Source organism: Streptomyces sp. SID13726, from assembly GCF_010548375.1.
GTDB lineage: Bacteria > Actinomycetota > Actinomycetes > Streptomycetales > Streptomycetaceae > Streptomyces.
In genome coordinates this window covers 193,731-212,800 of record NZ_JAAGLY010000013.1, presented here as the reverse complement: position 1 = coordinate 212,800, position 19,070 = coordinate 193,731, and the positions used below count along the sequence as shown (strand labels likewise).

Genomic DNA, 19,070 nt, shown 5'->3' with positions numbered 1-19,070 from the left:
CCCTTCTCACGTCCGCCGCTCTCAGTTGCCCGAGACCGTGACCTTCTCGTCGTTGTTCAGCTCCTGCACCAGCTGCTTCACCTTCGCCTTGTCCCAGACGAGGTTGCCGCCGCTGGACCCGGAGATCGGCATGTTCAGCGAGGTGCCGTCGCCGCCGTTGACGCCCTTCATCGCGAAGAACATGGAGCCCAGGTCGTACAGGCCCATGTCCTTGTCGACGATGAGCGAGTCCAGGCCGGCGCCGAGCGTCGGGTAGAGCTTGAAGGGGTTCAGGATCGTGCCGGGGGTGGCCACCTGGTGGGCGAGGGCCGCGAGGAACTTCTGCTGGTTCTTGGTGCGCTGAAGGTCGGACGCGGCGAACGCGTGCCGGGTACGGACGAAGGCGAGCGCCTGGTCGCCGTTGAGGGTCTGCTTGCCCGCCTTGAAGTCGGCGCCGGAGTACTTGTCCTTGAACCCCTTGTCGATGTCGATCTCGACACCGCCGACCGCGTCCACGATGCTCGCGAAGCCCGCGAAGCCGATCTCGACGTAGTGGTCGATGCGCAGCCCGGTGTTGAACTCGACGGTCCGCACCAGCAGTTCGGGCCCGTCCTCGGCGTACGCGGCGTTCAGCTTCACGTGCCGGCCGGTGCCCTTGTAGGTCTTGCCGGACTCGGAGCCCACGAAGGTCGGGATCTCCACGTCCGAGTCACGAGGCAGCGAGACGAGGGTGTCGCCGTTGCCGCCGACGTGCAGGATCATCATCGAGTCGGTGCGCTTGCCCTCGGCGGAGCCGGTGTGCAGCTGCTTCTTCTGCTCGGAGGAGAGCCCGGCGCGGCTGTCGGAGCCGACGATGAGGTAGTTGGTGCCGTCGCCCTGCTCGGGCCGGTCGATGACCTTGGAGAGGTCGACCTCGCGGTTGAGCTTGGAATCGGCCCAGAAGTAGGTGCCGACGGTCGTCACGACCAGCCCGGTGATCACGACGATCGCGGTCCACTTGATCCGCTTGCGCCAGTTCGGCGCGGGACGCGGACCCCGGCTGCGGACCGGATCACCGGGTCCCCCCTGGTCGCCGCCGCCGGGGCTGCCGTAGACCTGCCCGGTGTTGTAGCCGCTGTCGTAGCCGTCGTAGTCACCATGGCCCTGGCCGTTGACGTACGACTGCTGCTGCGGGGGCACGCCGCCGCCGTACGGCGGTGCCTGACCGCGGCGGACCTGCCGCATCACGCGGGCGCTCTCGGGCTGTGCGCTCGCGCTGCCGCGTCCGTACCGGTCGGCGCGGTTGTCGCCGGACCATCCCTCGGGCCAATCGTTCATGGGGCCCAGTGTGCAGGTACCTGCTGTGCCCTATACAAGGGTCGTCGGAAAATCAGGGCAGCGCTGTTGCCAAGCTGACACAAATTCCCGGATTGTCATCAGGCATAAGGTGGAGGCCATGACAGACCAGGCCACGGCCCCGGAAGGCACGTCGGAACGCTCGCAACCGGGCACTCCGGAGATCCCGGGCAAGCCCACCTCCGCGTCCCGCACCACGCTGAGCCACATCATGACCCAGGCCGACACCAACCTCCTCGGCACCGTGCACGGCGGCGTGATCATGAAGCTGGTGGACGACGCGGCGGGCGCGGTGGCCGGCCGGCACAGCGGCGGGCCCGCCGTCACCGCCTCCATGGACGAGATGGCGTTCCTGGAGCCGGTCCGGGTGGGCGACCTGGTCCATGTGAAGGCCCAGGTCAACTGGACCGGCCGGACCTCGATGGAGGTCGGGGTGCGGGTCCTCGCCGAGCGCTGGAACGAATCGACGCCCGCGACACAGGTGGGCTCGGCCTACCTGGTGTTCGCGGCGGTGGACGCCGACGGCAAGCCACGCCGGGTCCCGCCGGTCCTGCCGGAGACGGAGAAGGACGAGCGGCGCTACCAGGAGGCCCAGATCCGCCGCACGCACCGGCTGGCGCGCCGGCGGGCGATCATGGAGCTGCGGGAGAAGCGGGCGGCGGAGGGGTTCGAGGACTGAGTCCCCTCGGGCAGTGCTCTCATCCGCCCGTCGCGAACCAGAGCAGCATTCCGGCACGGCGGCCGAACGAACCGTCCGCGAGGGACCAGCCACCCCGGCGGTCGACACGGGCCCGAACCCCAGCGGCCCTCACCCCACCCTTGAACCCACCACCTGGACGGTCTTTCTCTCACACACGGCGGACGCGGGGCACTGAGTACGAGGGCGGGAGATCGGTCCGCGCGCAAGTTCTCGCAAGTTCCTGGCCCCTGGCCTGGAGCCGGGCACAAGATCGAGCACAGGCCCGACAAGCGGGAGGCAGCAATGGCTCTGATCAAACTCGGTCAGGATCCCGAGAGCCCGGAGGGCAAGTCACCCACCCTCTACCTCGACGACGAGAAGGGCACCTACCTGGTGCAGGGGTGGAAGGTGGTCGACGCGGCCCGGCGCGCCCAGCTGGACCTTCCGGACCACGAGGATGTGATCGAGATTCCCCAGCGCATGGTGCGGTTCTTCCCGGAGGTGAAGAGCGGTGGCGGTGCCGACTCTTGAGGACCGGCTGCGACGCTGCACGCGCTCCGCAGTCCATCTGGAGATGCGCGACGGATACATGCGCTCAGACCCCCGGTTCACCGACTGGCAGAACGGCGTCCGGGACAATCCTGCGGAGAGCGACCCCGGGCGTCGGCCTTGGCTACGTCTCATCGCCGACCTCGTGGATCAGGGCGTCGAGGTGCGCAGGGCTCGGATCGTGTCGGAGCCGGTTTCCGAGTACATCCGGTTCGAGCACCACCTGACCGGCCCCACCGTGGAGGCGGGGGAACAGGTGCGCTGGCTGCCTCGCCGCCTCGCATCCGCGTTGGCCCTGCCCGGCAACGACTTCTGGCTCTTCGACGACAGCTCAGTGGTCTTTCACCACTTCGCCGGTGACGGCGAACTCGCACCGGACGACGAGGAGTTCAACGACGATCCGGCTGTGGTGAAACTGTGCGCCGACGCCTTCGAAGCGGTCTGGGCCCTGGCAGTGCCGCATGTGGACTACCGGCCGGCCTGATCCACAATCTCCAGCGTGACGTCATCCAGTGTGCAGCAGGCACGGCAGGCCCTCGGCCGGCGTCTTCGCGAGATCCGCAAGGACGCCGGCCTCACGGCACGGGAGATGGCCAGGCGCGCCGACTGGCACGAGTCGAAGTGCTCGCGACTGGAGAACGGGCGCGCACTCCCGTCCGACGTGGACATCCGGACGTACACCACACTCTGTGCCGCCGAGAACCAGACCGCGGACCTGATCGCCACCGCACGCGGCATAGAGGGCGCGTACGTCCAGTGGCGACGCATGGAGCGGGCAGGTCTCCGGCGTGTCCAGCAGTCCGTGGCACCGCTCTTCGAGCGCACCCGCCGCTTTCGTGTCTACCAGTCCTGGGTGATCCCGGGCCTGCTGCAGTCGGCCGCCTACACCCGCGCCGTACTGAGCACCGTGGCACACCTCCGAGACGTACGCGACGACGTCGACGACGCCGTGGCCGTCCGCCTGGACCGGCAGCGCATCCTGCACGCCGGCGACCACCGGTTCGCCATGCTCGTCGAGGAGTGGGTGCTGCGCACGGTCATCGGCGACAGCGACACCATGGCCGGAGCACTGGGCCATCTGATCTCGGTCGCTTCGCTGCCCGCTGTCAGCCTGGGCATCATCCCGCTCGGTACGCCACGCGGAGCCGGATGGCCGGTCGAGTCGTTCACGATGTACGACGACGCACAGGTCAACGTCGAACTCGTCTCCGCGCATCTGACCGTCACCCAACCGGGCGAGATCGCTGAGTACGCGAGGACGTTCGCCGAGTTGTCCGCCATCGCCGTGTACGGCGCACAGGCCAGGTCCCTCATCACTGCCGCCATCGACACCATCGGGTGATCGCCGCGCAAGCATGCGCAAGTCCATGGATCGGCAACTCGCCTGCTTCGTACGTTCGTTGCACCGAGAACCGATCAGCGGTGGAGACGGCGTATGAAGAGGCAGAAGTCGCAGGGCGGCCACGGCCGGATCGCGAGAGCTCAGGTCCACTCATGGTGAGCGAGCGACCGGACTCGCGCTTTTCAGCCGACCGGCCGCTCATGACCATTCGGGTCTCTCATGACTCCGGCCGGACCTGGGGCCCCGAGCGAACCGTGAACGCCTCCGCTGATCCACGGCCTCTGCTCACAGCCGTCTGGCCCCGCTCTTGAACTCCCGCCCACAAGGGCGGCGGCGGTCAGCCATGGCCGCGATCAGCTGAGCTGGAAGGTGTATCTGATGCTGGACGGAACCAACCTGTACGCACTCGACATCGCCGGCGCCTCCTTCGTGAAGGCGTGCGGCGGCCCCTGCAGCGAGGGGTGCGTGACCCGGGATCGACCCGGCGCGGTTCGGTCTGAAGATCTGATCCGCCTCCTCCCTCAGGTCCCGGTTCCTCGTCGAGCCGGGACCTGTCGTCCCCGTCCTTCGACACCCGGTGAAAGGCTCTGGTGCACCATCACGGCTATCTGTGGGCCGGCCCCAAGGAGCGTTTCGATCAAGAGGCGTTGCGGCGCCCTCCGCACCCTGAGCCTCCTCCGGCCGGAAGCAGACCCGAACTGATCCAGCGCTACCGCGAGGTGGCAGCCGAGTTCCCGGTCGTCGACCTACCGCCGCTGGAGACGGCGTACTGGCTCGTCAAGCCCCGCGCTCTGGTGCGCGGCACATGGGACGAGGCGAAGGACGCTGCGGCCTGGCTCGGGGAGCGGTCGGCCGAGTACGGGCATCGGTTCGCCTCCGGGGACGACCGAGACGTGAGCCGGCCGGCCTTGCTTGTCCGCGACGCCGCCATACGGCTGGATGCGGGTGCCGACGTATCGTACGGCTTCTATCTGGAACGTCCCTCCTACCTGCATCTGGCCGTGGTGATCTGCTCCCCGAATCGCTCGAGACCCGAACTGCCTTGCCCCGTAAGGTGATCGCACCCCGGGCACATTCGGCTGATCAGAGGGGAGCAGCGTGAACTCCTCGTACGGTGACGTGGACAGAACCGAAGCGGACCCGGCCCGCCCGGGCCGGGTCCGCTTCAACGGCTCACTCGCTACGGCAGGTTCCGCGCCATCACGATCCGCTGAACTTGGTTCGTGCCCTCATAAATCTGTGTGATCTTGGCGTCCCTCATCATCCGCTCCACCGGATAGTCCCGCGTGTACCCGTACCCACCCAGCAGCTGGACCGCGTCCGTGGTGACCTCCATGGCCACGTCGGAGGCGAAGCACTTGGCGGCGGCGCCCTGGAAGGTGAGGTCCTTGTCGAGGCGTTCGGAGGCGGCCGCGGCCTGGTAGGTCAGGGCGCGGGCGGCGGAGATCTTCATCGCCATGTCGGCCAGCATGAACTGGATGCCCTGGAAGTCGGCGATGGCCTTGCCGAACTGCTTGCGCTCCTGGACGTAGCCCTTGGCGTAGTCGAAGGCGCCCTGGGCGACGCCGAGCGCCTGGGCGGCGATGGTGATGCGGGTGTGGTCCAGGGTCTTCATCGCGGTGGCGAAGCCGGTGCCTTCGTCGCCGATCATGCGGTCGGCGGGGATGCGGACGTTGTCGAAGTAGACCTCGCGGGTCGGGGAGCCCTTGATGCCGAGCTTCTTCTCGGGGGCGCCGAAGGAGACGCCCTCGTCGGACTTCTCGACGACGAAGGCGGAGATGCCCTTCGAGCGCTTGGTGGGGTCGGTGACGGCCATCACCGTGTAGTACTCGGACTCGCCCGCGTTGGTGATCCAGCGCTTCACGCCGTTGAGGATCCAGTGGTCGCCGTCGCGGACCGCCTTGGTCTTCATGCCGGCCGCGTCGGAGCCGGCGTCCGGCTCGGAGAGGGCGTACGAGAACATCGCGTCGCCCTTGGCGAGCGGGGTCATGTACTTCTTCTTCAGGTCCTCGGAGCCGGAGAGGATCACCGGGAGCGAGCCGAGCTTGTTCACCGCGGGGATCAGGGATGACGAGACGCACACGCGCGCGACCTCCTCGATCACGATCACCGTGGCCAGCGCGTCGGCGCCCGCGCCGCCGTACTCCTCCGGGACGTGCACGGCGTGCAGGTCGCTGGCGACCAGGGCGTCCAGCGCCTCCTGCGGGAAGCGGGCCTCCTCGTCGACCGCGGCGGCGTACGGCGCGATCTTCGCCTCCGCCAGCGAGCGGATGGCGTCCCGGAGCATGTCGTGCTCCTCGGACGGGCGGTACAGGTCGAAATCAGCCGATCCGGCCAAGGTCTCTCACGCTCCAAGGACGCTGCGGTGCCTGTGCTAATTACCGTTAAGTAACTCAAATTTTAGGGGCCCGCCCACGGGAGTGATACGTGAGCTTGGCGACAGGGGGAAAGTTGCCCGTCACACGCCCCGACTATGCTCGGGCACCGCATGACCGCAGACCTCCCTGGAGACCCCATGAGCCTCAAGATCACCGTGATCGGCACCGGCTACCTCGGCGCGACGCACGCCGCGGCCATGGCCGAGCTCGGGTTCGAGGTGCTGGGGCTCGATGTCGTCCCCGAGAAGATCGAGATGCTCCAGCGGGGCGAGGTCCCGATGTACGAGCCGGGGCTGGAGGACCTGCTGCGCAAGCATGTCGCCGGGATCGAGGGCTCCACCGGGCGGCTCCGCTTCACCATGTCCTGGGAAGAGGTCGGCGCCTTCGGTGACGTCCACTTCGTCTGTGTGAACACACCTCAGCGGCACGGCGAGTACGCCTGCGACATGTCGTACGTCGACTCCGCGATCGCGTCCTTGGCTCCGCACCTGACCCGCCCGGCCCTGGTCGTCGGCAAGTCGACGGTGCCCGTCGGGTCCGCCGACCGCCTCGCCCGGTACCTCGTCGAGAACTCCCCCGCCGGGGAGGACGCCGAGCTGGCCTGGAACCCGGAGTTCCTGCGCGAGGGCTTCGCGGTGGACGACACCCTGCACCCGGACCGGATCGTGGTCGGTGTGCGCAGCGAGCGCGCCGAGAAGCTGCTGCGCAAGGTGTACGCCACTCCGCTCGCCGAGAGCACGCCGTTCGTGGTGACCGACTTCCCGACCGCCGAGTTGGTGAAGACGTCCGCGAACTCCTTCCTCGCGACGAAGATCTCCTTCATCAACGCGATGGCGGAGGTCTGCGAGGCCGCGGGCGGCGATGTCGCGAAGCTCGCGGAGGCCATCGGGTACGACGACCGGATCGGCAGGAAGTTCCTGCGGGCCGGGATCGGCTTCGGCGGCGGCTGCCTCCCGAAGGACATCCGCGCCTTCATGGCGCGCGCGGGCGAGCTGGGCGCCGACCAGGCGCTGACCTTCCTGCGCGAGATCGACTCGATCAACATGCGCCAGCGCGGCCAGATGGTCGAACTGGCCCGGCAGATACTGGGCGGCGGGCCGTTCCTCGGCAAGCGCGTCGCGGTCCTCGGCGCCACCTTCAAGCCCGACTCGGACGACGTCCGCGACTCCCCCGCCCTGAACGTCGCCGGCCAGATCCACCTCCAGGGCGGCCAGGTCACCGTCTACGACCCGAAGGGCATGGCCAACGCCCGCCGCCTCTTCCCGACCCTGGGCTACGCCGACACCGCCGTGGACGCCGTACGGGGCGCCGACGTCGTACTGCATCTCACGGAGTGGCGGGAGTTCCGCGAGCTGGACCCGGCGGCGCTCGGCGAGGTCGCGGCGGCGAAGGTGGTCCTGGACGGGCGGAACGCGCTGGACCCGGTGCTGTGGCGGAAGGCCGGGTGGACGTACCGGGCCATGGGGCGGCCCACGGCCTGAGCGGTCGGCGGTCGGCGGTCGGCTCTCCGTCGGCGTTCAGCTTCCCGCGCGGTCGGCGAGCCCCCGGGGGTCGTCCGCCAGGACGCGGGCGGCGAGCCGCCGTACCTGCTCCGCGACCGGCCGGTCGCGGTCGACGGGCAGCTCGTACACGTAGAGGCCCTTGCCCGGCCGGGCGACGCGGCAGCGGTCGTGGGACGGCTCGTCAGGTAGACACCGTTCCGGCCGGGGCTCAGCCGGCCGGAACGGTGTCCAAGACCCATTCTCCACATCCTCGCCACACTTGGGGAACCGCTTTCCAGAAGCTGGGACAAGGAATCCGGGCTGCCTTGCGCGAGATCGAGAGCGGGGGAACATCCCTCAGCCCTTCGCCCGGTACCGCCGCATCTTCGCCCGCGCCCCGCACACCTGCATCGAGCACCACCGCCCCCGTCCCGCCGGGCTGCGGTCGTAGTAGGCCCAGTGGCAGTCCACCGCCTCGCAGGCCTTGAGGCGGTCCCAGGTGCCGGCGACCAGGGACCCGGCGACGGCGGCGGCGACGCGGGAGAGGAGGGGGCGGTCGTCGGCGGCGGCGAGGGCGGCCGAGCCGTCCGACTCGGTCACCGTGAGCACCAGCGGGGCCGCCGCCAGCAGTTCTCCCAGCGGTGTCACCGCTGTGTGCGGGGGATGCCCGGCGTGCGCCAGCAGGGTCACCCGCAGCGACTCGCGCAGCTCCCGCGCCCCCGCCACCTCGTCCTGCCCGAGCCCGAACCGCTCCCGGCCCTCCGCCGTGTCCAGCGAGTCGGCGCCCGACTCCAGGTCCACCGTGTTGACCAGGGACTCGACCAGGGCCAGCCCTCCGGGCGCGGGCGATCGCTCACTCATGGCTGCACGCTACCTACTCTCGTCAATTCCCTTGCGACGTTACTCCCAATGAGCCAGCATGAGGTAACCGTTACTGGATACTCGCTTGTACAGGTAACCGCGCTTCAAGGAGGAAGCCATGGCCATCGCCGAACTGGGAGTCGTCGTCCTGGACTGTCCCGACCCCCGCGCGCTCGCCGACTTCTACGCCGGTGTCCTCGGCGGCTCCGTCGAGGGCGAGGGCGACTGGGTGGACCTCAAGGTCCCGGGCGGACAGGCGCTCGCGTTCCAGGCCGCTCCCGGACACCAGCCCCCGCAGTGGCCCTCGGCCACCGCCTCGCAGCAGTTCCACCTGGACCTGACCGTCCCGGACCTGGACGCGGCCGAGACCCAGGTCCTCGCACTCGGCGCCAAGCCCCTCGACACCGGCGACCGCTCCCGCACCTGGCGTGTGTACGCGGACCCGGCGGGGCACCCGTTCTGCCTCTGCGCCTGCTGAGACGCCTACGGCCGCCGAAAGCACGCCCACGGAGACACCCACGACCACCGAGCCCCTCGTCCGAATCAGGAGATCCCCGTGACCGTCGCCCGCTTCCGTTCCGTAGTGATCGACTGCCCCGACCCCCGCGCGCTCGCCCGTTTCTACGCCGGAGCGCTCGGCGGCACCCCGGAGGACGCGGACCCCGACTGGGTCGTCCTGCGCATCCCCGACGGCCCCCGGCTGGCCTTCCAGAGCGCGCCCGGGCTCACCCCGCCGGAGTGGCCGCGCGCCGACCGCAACTCCCAGCAGTTCCACCTGGACTTCGACGCCGGGACCACCTGGGAGGAGATCGACGCGGCCGAGGCGAAGGTGCTGGAGCTGGGCGCGCGGCTGCTGCACGCCGAGGACAAGGAGGACTTCCGGGTGTACGCCGATCCGGCAGGGCACCCGTTCTGCCTCTGCCGGATCGACCCGATGTAGGAGCCTTCCGGGGCCCGCTACCCGTCCAGCTCCGCGATCTTCGCCGTCGACGGCTCCCGCCGCTGCTGCGCCGCCCGTGCGGTGAAGTCGGACCCGCGCAGCACCCGCTGGACGTTGCCCCAGGTCAGCAGCGCCAGGTCGGCCTCGTCCCAGCCGCGGCGCAGCAGCTCGGCGATCAGGTGCGGGTAGCAGGAGGCGTCGCCGAGCTCCTGCGGATGCGCGGTGCCGGCGTCGTAGGTGCCGGAGAGGCCGACGCACTCACGGCCCGCGACCCGGCGTACGTGATCGAGGTGATCGGCGACGTCCCGGACCGTCGCCCCGGTCTGCTCGGCGGTCATCGGCACCATGCACAGCCCCTTGGCGGCGCCCAGCTCGGTGAGCAGGTCGTCGGGGAGGTTGGCCGGGTGGGGGCGCAGGGCGCGGGCGGCGGAGCGGGTGAACAGCACGGGTGCCTTGGAGACCGCGAGGGCCCGCCGGATGGTGTCCTCGGAGGCGCCGGAGAGGTCGGCGAGGACACCGAGCCGGTTCATCTCGCGCAGCACCTCCTCGCCGAACCGGGTCAGCCCGGTCTCGCTCGCCCAGGTCGCCCCGGACAGGGTGAGGGCGCGCAGGCCGAGGGCGTGCAGGGAGCGCAGGATGCCGAGCGAGTCGCCGAGGGCGGCGGCTCCGGCGGGACCGAGCAGCACCGCGGCCCGGCCGCAGTTGCGGGCGTCGGTGGTCTGGCCGGCGGTGCAGGCCAGGCGCAGGCCCTCGGGGTGGTTGCGTACGACCGTCTTCACCAGGTCGAGCTGTTCCAGCGTGGCGCCGACGGCACGGTCCCCGTCGAGCCCCTCGGGCAGGTGCAGCGACCACAGCAGCGCGCCGACGTGCCCCTCCCTGAGCCGCGGCACGTCCGTGTCCACCGCGCTCTCGCCGAGCTCCAGGTCGAACCAGGGCAGGTGTCTGAGGGCCCACGGCAGTCCGCTGTAGCCGTCGGCGACGGGGTGCGCGGCAAGGATGGCGTGGGCGCGCTCCAGGGGGCTGGTGTCCGGGTCGGAGACCGGGACACGGGGTTCCGGGCCGGGCTCGAAGGGGTCGGGCAGGTCGTCGAGCGCGCCGACCTCGGCCGTGGTGTGCAGTTCGTCCTGGAGGTCTGCCATGGCGGGCTCCGTACGTCGTGATCTACGTCGTGATCGCAGTACGGTCACCGTCGCACGGGGTGCGGGGGGCTTCCTGGTGGGAGGGGCGTTCGGGGGTACCGCCCGGTGCCTCCGTGGGCGAGATCACAGTGCCGCCGGGGTCCTGATTCCTCCGGACCGGGCACGCACCCGCCCGGAACCACGTCCTCCAGTATGTGAAGGTTCACAGACCCGGCACGGCGCCACGCATCCTCGTCGTGGACGCCGACCACTGCGCCCAGCCGCTGATCGCGGCGCTCGGCGAACTCGGCATGGAGGTCTACGCGGCGAACCGCGGCCGGTACGCGGCCCGGATCGGCGGGACCGTACGGCCCGATCTCGTCGTCCTGTGCCCGGCGCTCCCGGACTCCGCCGACCTGGGCCCGCGCGCTCCGGTGCTCCTGCTCACCGACCGCCCGCTCGCCGAGACGCTCGACGACGTCCACGCCCTGCTCCGCACCGAGCGCGAAGACACCGGACTCCTGCGCAACGGCCCCCTGACCCTGGACCCGGCCGCCCGCGAGGTCCGCCGGGACGGCCACCGCATCCCGCTGGCGTCCCGCGAGTTCGACCTGCTGGCCTACCTGATGGCCAACGCGGGCCAGGTCGTCACCAAGAGCCAGATCCTCGACCGGGTCTGGCACGCGGAGTTCCCCGGGAACTCCGGAATCGTGGAGACGTACGTCCACGCCCTGCGCCGCAAGCTCGACGACCACGACCGCTCCCTGATCCACACGGTCCGCGGCCTCGGCTACCGGATGGACCGGGCTCGCCGGGGCCCGTCGTTCGGGCCAGGGCAACGGTGAGAAACGGCCCCCTCAACCGCTGCGCGACCGGTGTCTGATGTACGGGGGCGGGGCCGACGGCTGCACCGACCACCCCGCCCTGGACGCTCAGCCCGTGGCGCCGTCGAGTTCGGTGAGGGTCGCGTTGGACGGCGCCCGGGTGGCCTGAAGGTCGCGGGCCACGTCCTCCGCCGCGCCCAGCACCCGTACCGCGTTCTGCCAGGTCAGCTTGGCGAGGTCGGGCTTCGACCAGCCGCGGTCCAGGAGTTCGGCGATGAGGTTCGGGTAGCCGGAGACGTCGCCGGGGCCGTCGGGGGTGAAGGCCGTGCCGTCGTAGTCGCCGCCGATGCCGATGTGGTCGACGCCCGCGACCTCGCGCATGTGGTCGAGGTGGTCGGCGACCGTCGCGGCCGTGGCGACCGGGCGCGGGTTCCGCTCCTCGAAGGCACGGTGGACCTTCATCGCCTCGGGGGTGGTGGCGAGGTGGTGGAAGCCGTGCTCGCGCATGTTCTCGTCGGCTGCGGCGGTCCAGTCGACGGCGGCCTGGAGGACGAACTTCGGCACGAAGGTCACCATCGCGACACCGCCGTTGGACGGCAGCCGCTCCAGCACGTCGTCCGGGACGTTGCGCGGGTGGTCGCAGACGGCCCGCGCCGAGGAGTGCGAGAAGATCACCGGCGCGCTCGTCGTGTCCAGCGCGTCCCGCATGGTCGTCGCCGCCACATGGGAGAGGTCGACGAGCATGCCCTCGCGGTTCATCTCCCGCACGACCTCGCGGCCGAACGCCGACAGTCCCCCGACACCGGGTTCGTCGGTCGCCGAGTCCGCCCAGGCCACGTTGTCGTTGTGGGTGAGCGTCATGTAGCGGACGCCGAGCGTGTACAACGCCCTCAGCGTGGCAAGGGAGTTGGCGATCGAGTGGCCGCCTTCGGCGCCCATCAGGGAGGCGATACGGCCTTCCCGGCGCGCCGTCTCCATGTCGGCGGCGGTCAGCGCGGGGGCCAGCGTCTGCGGGTACCGCGCGAGCAACTGCCGTACGCAGTCGATCTGTTCCAGTGTCGCGGGCACCGCGTCGGGCAGGTCCGAGCGGACGTACACCGACCAGTACTGGGCGCCGACGCCGCCGGCCCGCAGCCGGGCGAGGTCGGTGTGCAGGTGGGCCGACTGGTCGGTGGCGATGTCACGGGCGTCGAGGTCGTAGCGGACCTGTTCGCGCAGCGCCCACGGGAGGTCGTTGTGGCCGTCGACGACCGGGAACTCGGCGAGGAGTTCCCGGGCCGTCTCCAGCGGGTCCGTGGCCGTCACTTGCCGAAGCCGAAGCCGTTGGAGCCCTCGACCTTGGCCCTGAGGCGCTTGCCCTTCTCGGTGGCCTGGTCGTTCAGCTCCTGCTGGAACTCCCGCATCCGGCCGAGGAGTTCCTCGTCGTGCGCGGCGAGGATCCGGGCCGCGAGCAGTCCGGCGTTGCGGGCCCCGGCGACGGAGACGGTCGCGACCGGCACACCGGCCGGCATCTGCACGATCGACAGCAACGAGTCCATGCCGTCGAGGTACTTGAGCGGCACCGGCACACCGATGACGGGGAGCGGGGTGACGGAGGCGAGCATGCCCGGCAGGTGGGCCGCGCCACCCGCCCCCGCGATGATGACCTTGAGCCCGCGCCCGTCCGCCTGCTCGCCGTACGCGATCATCTCGCGCGGCATCCGGTGCGCGGAGACGACGTCGACCTCGTACTCGATCTCGAACTCGTCGAGGGCCTGGGCGGCGGCCTCCATGACGGGCCAGTCGGAGTCCGACCCCATGACGATGCCTACAACGGGGCTCATTCGGTGATGGTCCCTCTCAGGTAGCCGGCAGCATGACGTGCGCGTTCGAGAACGTCGTCCAGGTCGTCGCCGTAGGTGTTGACGTGGCCGACCTTGCGGCCGGGCTTCACGTCCTTGCCGTACATGTGGATCTTCAGCTTGGGGTCGCGGGCCATGCAGTGCAGGTACGCGGAGTACATGTCGGGGAAGTCGCCGCCGAGGACGTTGACCATGACGGTCCACTTGGCGCGGGGGCGCGGGTCGCCGAGCGGGAGGTCCAGGACGGCCCGGACGTGGTTGGCGAACTGCGAGGTGATCGCGCCCTCCATCGACCAGTGCCCGGAGTTGTGCGGGCGCATCGCGAGCTCGTTGACGAGGATGCGGCCGTCGCGGGTCTGGAACAGCTCGACGGCGAGGTGGCCGACGACGTCCAGTTCCTTGGCGATCGACAGGGCCATCTCCTCGGCCCGCAGGGCGAGGGACTCGTCCAGGTCGGGGGCGGGCGCGATGACCGTGTCGCAGACGCCGTTCACCTGCTGGGACTCGACGACCGGGTAGGCGACGGCCTGGCCGTGCGGCGAGCGTACGACGTTGGCGGCCAGCTCGCGGACGTAGTCGACCTTCTCCTCGGCGAGGACGGGCACGCCGGCCCGGAAGGGGTCCTCGGCCTCCTCGACGGAGTCGACGACCCAGACGCCCTTGCCGTCGTAGCCGCCGCGGACGGTCTTGAGGACGACGGGGAAGCCGTCGCCCTCCTCTGCGAAGACGGCCACATCCGCCGGGTCGCTCACGATCCGGTGCCGTGGGCACGGCACGCCGATCGCGTCGAGCCGCGCCCGCATCACGCCCTTGTCCTGGGCGTGCACGAGCGCGTCGGGGCCGGGGCGCACGGGGATGCCGTCCGCCTCCAGGGCCCGGAGGTGCTCGGTGGGTACGTGTTCGTGATCGAAGGTGATCACATCGCACCCGCGCGCGAACTCCCGCAGCGTGTCGAGATCGCGATAGTCGCCGATGACGACATCGCTCACGACCTGCGCCGCGGAGTCCTGCGGGGTGTCACTGAGGAGCTTGAACCTGATGCCGAGCGGGATGCCTGCCTCGTGTGTCATACGAGCGAGCTGGCCACCGCCGACCATGCCGACTACCGGGAACGTCACGACCCCAGGGTATCGGTCACGCCACGGCGGCCGGATTCCGCGCCTCTTACCGGTCCTCTTACCAGCTTGTTTCCCAGTGTGTGAGTTCATCCACAGGCATTGGGCAAGGGGGATGGTTAGCATGGCTGAGTTGACGAAATCACCCGACTGACCGACCCGACTGGGGGCCTGTACGACCATGGGACATGGTTCCTCAGGGCTGCGAAGGATTTTCCGCGAGGTCGCCAAGTTCGGCGCGGTCGGCGGAGCGGGTCTCCTCGTCAACCTCGTCGTCTTCAACCTCGTCCGGCATCTCACCGAGCTTCCGGTGGTCCGGGCGAGCATCGTCGCCACCGTGGTGGCGATCGTCTTCAACTACATAGGGTTCCGTTACTTCACGTACCGCGACCGCGACAAGAGCGGGCGTACGAAGGAACTGACCCTGTTCCTGCTGTTCAGCGTGGTCGGCCTGGTCATCGAGAACGGCGTCCTGTACGCGGCGACCTACGGCTTCGGCTGGGACAGCCCGCTGCAGAGCAACGTCTTCAAGTTCCTCGGCATCGGCATCGCGACCCTGTTCCGCTTCTGGTCCTACCGCACCTGGGTCTTCAAGACCCTCCCGGCCCGGGAGGCCGTGGCCAGCGCGGAGTCCTTCCTGGAGGAGGCCGAGCAGGAGCCTCCGGCGAAGCAGCGGGTTCTCTGACCCTCCTGCACGGACGCCGATCGGCCCGCGCACGCCGACCGGCCTCCCCGCTCAGCCCGCGCGGCTCACCGCACCATCGGCTCGTCGTCGTCCAGCGCCGTCGCCTTGAGCGGGGTGCGGGACAAGAACAGGCCGAACACCGGGGGCTGGGCCTGGAGCATCTCCAGGCGGCCGCCGTCCGCCTCCGCGAGGTCCCGGGCGACCGCGAGGCCGATGCCCGTGGAGTTGCGTCCGCTGATCGTGCGCTCGAAGATGCGGGCGCCGAGGTCGGCGGGGACGCCGGGGCCCTCGTCGGTGACCTCGATGACGGCCTGGTTGCCGGTGACGCGGGTGCGCAGCGCGACGGTGCCGCCGCCGTGCATGAGGGAGTTCTCGATCAGCGCGGCCAGGACCTGGGCGACCGCGCCGGGGGTGCCGACGGCCGTGAGGTGCCGTTTGCCGGAGCTGACGATCGCCCGGCCCGCACTGCGGTAGGCGGGCCGCCACTCGGCGAGCTGCTGCTGGATGACCTCGTCGAGGTCGAAGGTGACGGCGTTTCCGGCGCGCGGGTCGCGGGAGTTGGTGAGCAGCCGCTCGACGACGTCCGTCAGCCGCTCGACCTGGGTGAGCGCGACGTTCGCCTCCTCCTTCACCGTGTCCGGGTCGTCGGTGAGGGTGATCTCCTCCAGGCGCATCGACAACGCGGTCAGCGGTGTCCGCAGCTGGTGGGAGGCGTCGGCGGCCAGGCGCCGTTCCGCCGTGAGCATGCGGGCGATGCGCTCGGCCGAGGAGTCCAGGACGTCGGCGACCCGGTCCAGCTCGGGGACGCCGTAGCGCTTGTGCCGGGGGCGGGGGTCGCCGGAGCCGAGGCGTTCCGCGGTCTCGGCGAGGTCGGTGAGCGGTGAGGCCAGCTTGTTGGCCTGGCGGATCGCGAGGAGCACCGCGGCGATCACGGCGAGCAGCGCGACCAGGCCGATGATCAGGAGCGTACGGCCGACCTCGCGGGTCACCGAGGAGCGCGGCTCCTGCACGGTGACCGTCTCGCCCTCCTCGCCCGTCTCGGTGGAGCTGATGACCTCGCCGGACGGCTTGGAACCGACCTCGATCGGCTTCTCGCCGGCGATCCGGATCACGGCGTAGCGGTCGGGGCCGACCTGGTCGCGCAGGATCTCCGCGGTCACGTCCTCCGCGGCGAACAGCCGGCTGTCCACGATGCCGGCCAGCCGGATGGCCTCGGAGTCCACCCGCTCCTGGGCGCTGTTGCTGATGGTCCGGGTCTCGACGATGACGAGGGAGACCCCGAACACGGCGATGACGACGAGCACGACGGCGAGCGTGGACTGAATGAGACGACGACGCACGTCAGCGCCCCTTCAGCCCACGACGGAGACCGGTCGCGCACCCGGTGAGACCACTCACGACGATCCGCACTCAGCTCTTCTCGAACCGGAACCCGACACCGCGCACGGTGGCGATGTACCGCGGGTTGGCCGCGTCGTCGCCCAGCTTCTTGCGCAGCCAGGAGATGTGCATGTCGAGCGTCTTGGTCGACGACCACCACGTGGTGTCCCAGACCTCGCGCATCAGCTGGTCCCGGGTCACCACGCGTCCGGCGTCCCGCACCAGCACCCGCAGCAGGTCGAACTCCTTGGCGGTGAGCTGGAGTTCCTCGTCGCCCATCCACGCGCGGTGCGACTCGACGTCGATCCGCACCCCGTGGGTGGCGGGCGGCTGGGCCGGCTCGGCCGCGCCGCGCCGCAGCAGCGCCCGGACCCGGGCGAGCAGTTCGGCGAGCCGGAAGGGCTTGGTCACGTAGTCGTCGGCGCCCGCGTCGAGTCCGACGACGGTGTCCACCTCGTCGGCGCGCGCGGTCAGGATGAGGATGGGTACGGCGTGGCCCTCGGCACGCAGCCGGCGGGCCACTTCCAGGCCGTCCATGCCGGGCAGACCCAGGTCGAGGACGACCAGGTCGATACCGCCCTGCATTCCGGCGTCGAGCGCGGAGGGACCGTCCTCGCGCACCTCGACCTCGTACCCTTCCCGGCGCAGTGCGCGGGCCAGCGGCTCCGAAATGGACGCATCGTCCTCAGCGAGCAGTACACGGGTCATGAGGTGATGGTAGACCGCTCATGACAGATGCTGGAGTGTGATCGCAACCCCGTGATTCTTACCTTTCGCGGAACCTGGGCGAACCTGTGACTGTGGGGTGCCAATCCTGTAGGGACCTTGGAAACCGGGTGTACGGTTCCACGGTCACCTGTGATTCAAGTCTCAAGTCCTTTCATTTCCGGCAGTATCCTGCCGTATGGTGAATCAATACCTGTCGCATCGTGGGGACCTTTGGCGCGTATCCGTCGCTGAAGGTCTCTTTTGTGTGCGGTAATCCCCACCAGCAAGGAACGACCATGGCGTCCAGCCTGACGAAGGACTCGGCGACTCCGGGCACCCCCGGTTCCGACACAGCCTTCTTCGGCCACCCCCGCGGACTGGCCACACTCTTCATGACCGAGATGTGGGAGAGGTTCTCCTACTACGGCATGAAGGCCCTGCTCACCGTCTACCTGCTCTCCGGCGGCCCCGACGCCGGCAAGGGCAGCATGGGCGGCGGCCTCGCGATGGACGTGGCGACCACCACAGTGATCGTCTCGGTCTACTCGGCGATGGTCTATCTGCTCGCCATGCCCGGCGGCTGGCTCGGCGACCGCCTCTGGGGTCCGCGCAAGACGGTGGCCATCGCGGCCGTCACGATCATGGCCGGCCATCTGACGCTGGCTCTGCCCGGCGGCCAGGCACCGTTCTTCGCCGGTCTGGCGCTGGTCGCGGCCGGTTCCGGTCTGCTCAAGGCCAACATCTCCACGATGGTGGGCCACCTGTACGACGGCCCGGACGACCCGCGCCGCGACGGCGGCTTCACGATCTTCTACATGGGCATCAACGCCGGTGCCTTCTTCGCCCCGCTGGCCATCGGCACCGTCGGCCAGAAGGTCAGCTGGCACCTCGGCTTCGGCATGGCCGCGGTCGGCATGGCGATCGGTCTCGCCGCGTTCCTGATCGGCACCCGCACGCTGAGCCCGCAGAGCAGCACCGTCCCCAAGCCGCTGGCGGCCGAGGAGCGCGCGGCCTGGCTGCGCAAGGGCCTGCTGTGGGTGATCGCCGCGACCGTCTTCTACGGCGTCGTCGGGTTCACCGGCCACTTCACGCTGAACTGGGCGATGATCCCGCTCACCGTGATCGGGCTGATCGTCCCGGCGGGTGTCCTGCTGCGCATCAAGCGGGACAAGGACCTCTCGGCCGCCGAGCAGTCGAAGATGTCCGGCTACATCTGGTTCTTCGTCGCGGCCGCCGTGTTCTGGATGATCTACGACCAGGGCGCGTCCACGGTCCAGGCGTTCGGCGAGGGCAAGGCGGCGGGCTCGCTGCTCGGCTTCGACTTCCCGTCCTCCTGGTACCAGTCGCTGAACCCGCTGTTCATCATGGCGCTGGCGCCGGTGTTCGCGTTCGTCTGGGTCTGGCTCAACCGCCAGGGCCGGGAGCCGAGCACCGTCGTGAAGTTCTCGATGGGCCTGGTCCTCGTCGGTGTCTCGTTCTTCTTCTTCCTGATCCCGCTGGGGATGGCGGCCAACGGCACCGCGGTCAGCCCGATGTGGCTGGTGGGCATCTACTTCATCCAGACCGTCGGCGAGCTGTGCCTCTCCCCCGTCGGCCTCTCGGTGACCACCAAGATGGCTCCCGCCAAGTACGCCTCGCAGATGATGGGCGTCTGGTTCCTCGCGGTCACCGCGGGCGACTCCATCACCAGCCTGCTCTCGAACCCGGCCATCGCCGGAGTCGACCTCAGCGGCACGGCAGCGGTCTTCGGTGAGGCCGCACTGGCCGTGCTCGCCGGGTTCGCGGTGTGGATGTACCGGCGGAAGGTCAAGTCGCTGATGGGCGACGTCCGCTGACCCTCCCGCCCCCAACGGTG

At 69.8% G+C, this 19,070-nt stretch carries 20 protein-coding genes and 1 pseudogene; 12 read left to right on the top strand and 9 right to left on the bottom strand.

Annotated features, from left to right (window positions below; translation table 11 throughout):
- Positions 1-21: 21 nt before the first annotated feature.
- Complete coding sequence (locus tag G3I78_RS30325; protein WP_164430277.1) at positions 22-1,296, bottom strand: LCP family protein; 1,275 nt, start codon at positions 1,294-1,296, stop codon at positions 22-24.
- 118 nt (positions 1,297-1,414) lie between these two features.
- Here G3I78_RS30325 and G3I78_RS30320 point away from each other — a divergent pair, with 118 nt between their 5' ends.
- From G3I78_RS30320 to G3I78_RS30295, 6 genes and pseudogenes are all read left to right on the top strand, one after another.
- Positions 1,415-1,993: an acyl-CoA thioesterase gene (locus G3I78_RS30320; RefSeq protein ID WP_164430276.1), complete on the top strand. Its 579-nt coding sequence runs from the start codon at positions 1,415-1,417 to the stop codon at positions 1,991-1,993.
- Between the two features lie 303 nt (positions 1,994-2,296).
- Complete coding sequence (locus G3I78_RS30315; protein ID WP_164430275.1) at positions 2,297-2,524, top strand: hypothetical protein; 228 nt, start codon at positions 2,297-2,299, stop codon at positions 2,522-2,524.
- Positions 2,511-3,026, top strand: a complete 516-nt coding sequence (locus tag G3I78_RS30310) for a DUF6879 family protein (RefSeq protein WP_164430374.1) — start codon at positions 2,511-2,513, stop codon at positions 3,024-3,026. Before G3I78_RS30315 ends, G3I78_RS30310 begins: the two co-directional genes overlap by 14 nt.
- A 6-nt stretch (positions 3,027-3,032) precedes the next feature.
- Positions 3,033-3,884 (top strand): Scr1 family TA system antitoxin-like transcriptional regulator, encoded by an 852-nt coding sequence (locus G3I78_RS30305; RefSeq protein ID WP_164430372.1) that lies wholly within the window; start codon positions 3,033-3,035, stop codon positions 3,882-3,884.
- Positions 3,885-4,262: 378 nt separating this feature from the next.
- Positions 4,263-4,355 (top strand): annotated as a pseudogene (locus G3I78_RS52225) (DUF397 domain-containing protein); the annotation flags it as partial.
- A 119-nt stretch (positions 4,356-4,474) separates the two neighbouring features.
- Positions 4,475-4,942 (top strand): hypothetical protein, encoded by a 468-nt coding sequence (locus G3I78_RS30295; RefSeq protein WP_164430274.1) that lies wholly within the window; start codon positions 4,475-4,477, stop codon positions 4,940-4,942.
- Between the two features lie 122 nt (positions 4,943-5,064).
- Here G3I78_RS30295 and G3I78_RS30290 read toward each other — a convergent pair whose 3' ends face one another.
- On the bottom strand, positions 5,065-6,222 hold the full coding sequence (locus tag G3I78_RS30290; RefSeq protein WP_164430272.1) for an acyl-CoA dehydrogenase family protein: 1,158 nt from the start codon (positions 6,220-6,222) through the stop codon (positions 5,065-5,067).
- Positions 6,223-6,399: 177 nt separating this feature from the next.
- Here G3I78_RS30290 and G3I78_RS30285 point away from each other — a divergent pair, with 177 nt between their 5' ends.
- Positions 6,400-7,743: a UDP-glucose/GDP-mannose dehydrogenase family protein gene (locus G3I78_RS30285; protein WP_164430270.1), complete on the top strand. Its 1,344-nt coding sequence runs from the start codon at positions 6,400-6,402 to the stop codon at positions 7,741-7,743.
- 357 nt (positions 7,744-8,100) lie between these two features.
- Here G3I78_RS30285 and G3I78_RS30280 read toward each other — a convergent pair whose 3' ends face one another.
- Positions 8,101-8,604, bottom strand: a complete 504-nt coding sequence (locus G3I78_RS30280; protein WP_164430268.1) for a CGNR zinc finger domain-containing protein — start codon at positions 8,602-8,604, stop codon at positions 8,101-8,103.
- Between the two features lie 118 nt (positions 8,605-8,722).
- Here G3I78_RS30280 and G3I78_RS30275 point away from each other — a divergent pair, with 118 nt between their 5' ends.
- Together G3I78_RS30275 and G3I78_RS30270 are read left to right on the top strand one after the other, a co-directional pair.
- Positions 8,723-9,082, top strand: a complete 360-nt coding sequence (locus G3I78_RS30275; RefSeq protein ID WP_164430266.1) for a VOC family protein — start codon at positions 8,723-8,725, stop codon at positions 9,080-9,082.
- A 78-nt stretch (positions 9,083-9,160) separates the two neighbouring features.
- Positions 9,161-9,544 (top strand): VOC family protein, encoded by a 384-nt coding sequence (locus G3I78_RS30270; protein WP_164430264.1) that lies wholly within the window; start codon positions 9,161-9,163, stop codon positions 9,542-9,544.
- Between the two features lie 17 nt (positions 9,545-9,561).
- On the opposite strand, the gene G3I78_RS30265 is transcribed toward G3I78_RS30270, so the two are convergent.
- Positions 9,562-10,683 carry a dipeptidase gene (locus G3I78_RS30265; RefSeq protein WP_164430262.1) on the bottom strand — a complete coding sequence of 374 codons (1,122 nt, stop codon included), beginning with the start codon at positions 10,681-10,683 and terminating at the stop codon, positions 9,562-9,564.
- A gap of 194 nt (positions 10,684-10,877) precedes the next feature.
- Between G3I78_RS30265 and G3I78_RS52925 the strand changes: the two genes are divergently transcribed.
- The gene (locus tag G3I78_RS52925) at positions 10,878-11,507 is read left to right on the top strand and encodes a response regulator transcription factor (RefSeq protein ID WP_203615707.1); all 630 of its coding nucleotides are present in this window, start codon (positions 10,878-10,880) and stop codon (positions 11,505-11,507) included.
- Between the two features lie 87 nt (positions 11,508-11,594).
- On the opposite strand, the gene G3I78_RS30255 is transcribed toward G3I78_RS52925, so the two are convergent.
- Genes G3I78_RS30255 through G3I78_RS30245 form a run of 3 tightly spaced genes read right to left on the bottom strand, consistent with a single transcriptional unit; the run spans position 11,595 to position 14,445 of the window.
- Positions 11,595-12,791, bottom strand: coding sequence for a dipeptidase (locus G3I78_RS30255; protein WP_164430260.1), 1,197 nt, complete (start codon positions 12,789-12,791; stop codon positions 11,595-11,597).
- Positions 12,788-13,309 (bottom strand): 5-(carboxyamino)imidazole ribonucleotide mutase, encoded by a 522-nt coding sequence (purE, locus tag G3I78_RS30250; RefSeq protein WP_203615706.1) that lies wholly within the window; start codon positions 13,307-13,309, stop codon positions 12,788-12,790. Before purE ends, G3I78_RS30255 begins: the two co-directional genes overlap by 4 nt.
- On the bottom strand, positions 13,306-14,445 hold the full coding sequence (locus G3I78_RS30245) for a 5-(carboxyamino)imidazole ribonucleotide synthase (protein WP_164430258.1): 1,140 nt from the start codon (positions 14,443-14,445) through the stop codon (positions 13,306-13,308). The genes purE and G3I78_RS30245 overlap by 4 nt, the downstream gene beginning before the upstream one ends.
- 178 nt (positions 14,446-14,623) lie before the next feature.
- Here G3I78_RS30245 and G3I78_RS30240 point away from each other — a divergent pair, with 178 nt between their 5' ends.
- Complete coding sequence (locus G3I78_RS30240) at positions 14,624-15,127, top strand: GtrA family protein (RefSeq protein ID WP_164430256.1); 504 nt, start codon at positions 14,624-14,626, stop codon at positions 15,125-15,127.
- Positions 15,128-15,192: 65 nt separating this feature from the next.
- On the opposite strand, the gene G3I78_RS30235 is transcribed toward G3I78_RS30240, so the two are convergent.
- Together G3I78_RS30235 and G3I78_RS30230 are read right to left on the bottom strand one after the other, a co-directional pair.
- A complete protein-coding gene (locus tag G3I78_RS30235; RefSeq protein WP_164430255.1) occupies positions 15,193-16,467 on the bottom strand; it encodes an ATP-binding protein in 1,275 nt (424 codons plus the stop codon).
- Positions 16,468-16,537: 70 nt separating this feature from the next.
- Positions 16,538-17,215 (bottom strand): response regulator transcription factor, encoded by a 678-nt coding sequence (locus tag G3I78_RS30230; RefSeq protein WP_164430253.1) that lies wholly within the window; start codon positions 17,213-17,215, stop codon positions 16,538-16,540.
- Between the two features lie 296 nt (positions 17,216-17,511).
- Here G3I78_RS30230 and G3I78_RS30225 point away from each other — a divergent pair, with 296 nt between their 5' ends.
- Positions 17,512-19,050: an oligopeptide:H+ symporter gene (locus tag G3I78_RS30225; RefSeq protein ID WP_164430251.1), complete on the top strand. Its 1,539-nt coding sequence runs from the start codon at positions 17,512-17,514 to the stop codon at positions 19,048-19,050.
- Positions 19,051-19,070: the final 20 nt, after the last annotated feature.

Excerpts from the sequence above, each read along its gene's own strand:
- G3I78_RS30275 (WP_164430266.1), top strand. The coding sequence starts at position 8,723 with ATGGCCATCGCCGAACTGGGAGTCGTCGTCCTGGACTGTCCCGACCCC.
- G3I78_RS30230 (WP_164430253.1), bottom strand. The coding sequence starts at position 17,215 with ATGACCCGTGTACTGCTCGCTGAGGACGATGCGTCCATTTCGGAGCCG.
- G3I78_RS30280 (WP_164430268.1), bottom strand. The coding sequence starts at position 8,604 with ATGAGTGAGCGATCGCCCGCGCCCGGAGGGCTGGCCCTGGTCGAGTCC.
- G3I78_RS30315 (WP_164430275.1), top strand. The coding sequence starts at position 2,297 with ATGGCTCTGATCAAACTCGGTCAGGATCCCGAGAGCCCGGAGGGCAAG.
- G3I78_RS30225 (WP_164430251.1), top strand. The coding sequence starts at position 17,512 with ATGGCGTCCAGCCTGACGAAGGACTCGGCGACTCCGGGCACCCCCGGT.
- G3I78_RS30285 (WP_164430270.1), top strand. The coding sequence starts at position 6,400 with ATGAGCCTCAAGATCACCGTGATCGGCACCGGCTACCTCGGCGCGACG.
- G3I78_RS30240 (WP_164430256.1), top strand. The coding sequence starts at position 14,624 with ATGGGACATGGTTCCTCAGGGCTGCGAAGGATTTTCCGCGAGGTCGCC.
- G3I78_RS30265 (WP_164430262.1), bottom strand. The coding sequence starts at position 10,683 with ATGGCAGACCTCCAGGACGAACTGCACACCACGGCCGAGGTCGGCGCG.
- G3I78_RS30320 (WP_164430276.1), top strand. The coding sequence starts at position 1,415 with ATGACAGACCAGGCCACGGCCCCGGAAGGCACGTCGGAACGCTCGCAA.
- purE (WP_203615706.1), bottom strand. The coding sequence starts at position 13,309 with ATGAGCCCCGTTGTAGGCATCGTCATGGGGTCGGACTCCGACTGGCCC.
- G3I78_RS30325 (WP_164430277.1), bottom strand. The coding sequence starts at position 1,296 with ATGAACGATTGGCCCGAGGGATGGTCCGGCGACAACCGCGCCGACCGG.